Raw genomic sequence first — 2,324 nt, forward strand, 5'->3', positions numbered from 1 at the left:
GGCCACGAGGAGGCAGGACGCGACGAGCGTGCCGGCGGCGCCCCACAGCATGCGCAGGGCGAGCCTGCGGTCCACGTCCAGGGCGGTCCGGAGCTGTACCGGCTGGCCCCGGACCGCAGCGCCGTCCACCGGTGGGACCGCGCGCACGGCATCTGGACCCGCGTCGGCGGGCCCGCCGGGCGCCTCTACGGCGGGGGAGCGGGACTGTTCGCCACCGACCCGGTCGACGGCCGGATCTTCGCGTACGGGGGGACGGGCGAAGCCTGGTCGTACGCGGGCACCGCGGGCGCCGACTTCGCCGTGACCGACCGGAACCTGTACGGGCTCAACCCCGAACGGAGCGCGGTCCTGCGGTGGAGCGGCGAAGCGGGCGTGTGGAGCGTGGTCGGCGGGCCGGCGGGCGCCCTGTACGCGAGCCCCTCGGAGCTGTACGCCCTCAACGAGGCCGACAGCGGCCTGTGGCGCTACCGAGCCGGCGCCTGGTCCCGCGTCGGGGACGCCGGGTCGGCGTTCGGCGCGCGCGGCGAACGCCTGTACCGCCTGGACAAGGACCGCTCGGCGGTCTGGGAGCGCAACGGCGCCACCTGGCTGCGGATCGGCGGCCCCGTCCGCGCCCTGGCCGTCGCCGGCTGACCCGTTCCGCGGGCGATCCGGTCGACGGGTCGCCCGCCCCCCCGCCCCGCCCGCCCCCCGGCAGGGGCGGGGCAAACCCGGACCCCGGCAACGTCACCCGATATGCCCAGTCACCCCGTTCCTTCCATGCGGGAGGGCCGCGGCGTGTGGTTACCTGGGCGCCGTCTCGCACTGTCGCGAGCCGACTACATGGAGTGAAGGTGGTGCTGTCGTGAGCGTTCTGGACCTCAAGCTGGAGCGGGCGTTCGACGTCTTCGACTCGGACCCTGACGGGCGGCTCGAGAAGTCGGACGTCATCGGCGTCTCGGACCGGCTCGCCGAGTCGCTCGGCTGCGCCCCGGACGCCGTGGACCGACTCCGGGATTCACTGGCGGACCTCTGGGACACCGTCTTCCAGAAGATGGACAAGAACGACGACGGCGTCGTCGACCGGCAGGAGTTCCGGGCGGCGTTCCGGGCGCGGATCGTCACGGACCAGAACCGGATCTGGGAGCGCATCAGGAACATGAGCAACGCCTGGACCGAGCTCGGTGACCGCGACGGCGACGGCATGCTGAGCCGCGAGGAGTACACCTCGCTGCTCCACGGCATGTTCCGCCTGCCGCGGGAGACCTTCGACGAGGCGTTCGACCGGCTCGACGTCAACGGGGACGGGCAGCTCAGCCGGGACGAGATCAGCTCCGCGATGAAGGAGTACTACACCAGCGAGAACCACACGGCCCGCGGGAACCAGTTCTTCGGCCGTCTCTGAGAGCGGCGGGCGGGGGCACCCGGCGCTCACCCGCCCGCACCCCGCCCACCCACCTGCAGTTGCTCCCCGGGGGCCGGTTCGAATCGCTTCCCCGCTCGTTGTCCGGGCGGGGAAGCCGATCCCCCCAGAGCAACTGGAGGAACTCTTGATGGCCGATGCCGCACTGCCGGTGATCGTTCTTTCCGACCCGGACCCGCTCCGCCGGCACGAGACGGCCGAGCTGGTGCAAAGCTGGTACCGGACCTCGTTCCGCGTGCTGCAGGTCGGCGGGCCGGCGGAGGTGGTCCGGGCGCTGCGCTCGCTGGCCGACCGGAAGGTGCCCGTCGCAGCCGTGCTCGCCGACGAGGCCCCCGAACCCGGCGCCGCGCCCCCCGGTGTCCGCTGGCTGTCGCTCGCCGGGCACGCCGACGCCGTACCGGGTGCCCGTACCGGAGCGGTCCGCACCGACGAGAGCCCGGCGGAGCACCTGCGGGGCGCCCTCGACGACTCCCTGTGCACATGGAACGCCGACTTCCACGGCGATCTGCCGACCGCCGAGGTGCGCGGGAGCCGCTTCTCGCCCGCCGCCTACGCGGTCCGCGACTTCCTCGGCCGCAGCGGCGTGATCTTCCGCTGGGTGCCCGAGGAGGACGTGCGCGAGGCCCCGGTGACCGTGCGGCTCGGCGACGGCACCGAGATGACGGACCCTTCCCTCAGCGAGCTGGCGGAGCGGCTCGGTCTGATCCGGCCGGCCGAGCAGGACCACTACGACGTCGCGGTGATCGGCGGCGGCCCCGGTGGGCTGTCCGCGGCGGTGTACGCCGCGGCCGAGGGCATGAGCGTGGTCGTGATCGAGGACGACGCGCCCGGCGGCCAAGCGGGAACGACCTCACGGATCGAGAACAACCTCGGCTTCCCCGAGGGGCTCACGGGTAACGACCATGCCCACCCCGCCCTGCAA

3 protein-coding genes are annotated in these 2,324 nt (G+C 73.4%); all 3 read left to right on the plus strand.

The genetic code is table 11. The annotated features are described in order from the left end of the window. A partial coding sequence (locus tag ACFXA3_RS41145; RefSeq protein WP_385196392.1) for a hypothetical protein occupies positions 1-633 on the plus strand: 633 nt, incomplete at its 5' end. Between the two features lie 211 nt (positions 634-844). Beyond that, complete coding sequence (locus tag ACFXA3_RS41150; protein ID WP_385196394.1) at positions 845-1,384, plus strand: EF-hand domain-containing protein; 540 nt, start codon at positions 845-847, stop codon at positions 1,382-1,384. A 148-nt stretch (positions 1,385-1,532) separates the two neighbouring features. Then, positions 1,533-2,324: FAD-dependent oxidoreductase (locus ACFXA3_RS41155; RefSeq protein ID WP_385196396.1), on the plus strand; the 792-nt coding region annotated here is incomplete at its 3' end.

The organism is Streptomyces sp. NPDC059456 (assembly GCF_042750055.1).
GTDB lineage: Bacteria > Actinomycetota > Actinomycetes > Streptomycetales > Streptomycetaceae > Streptomyces.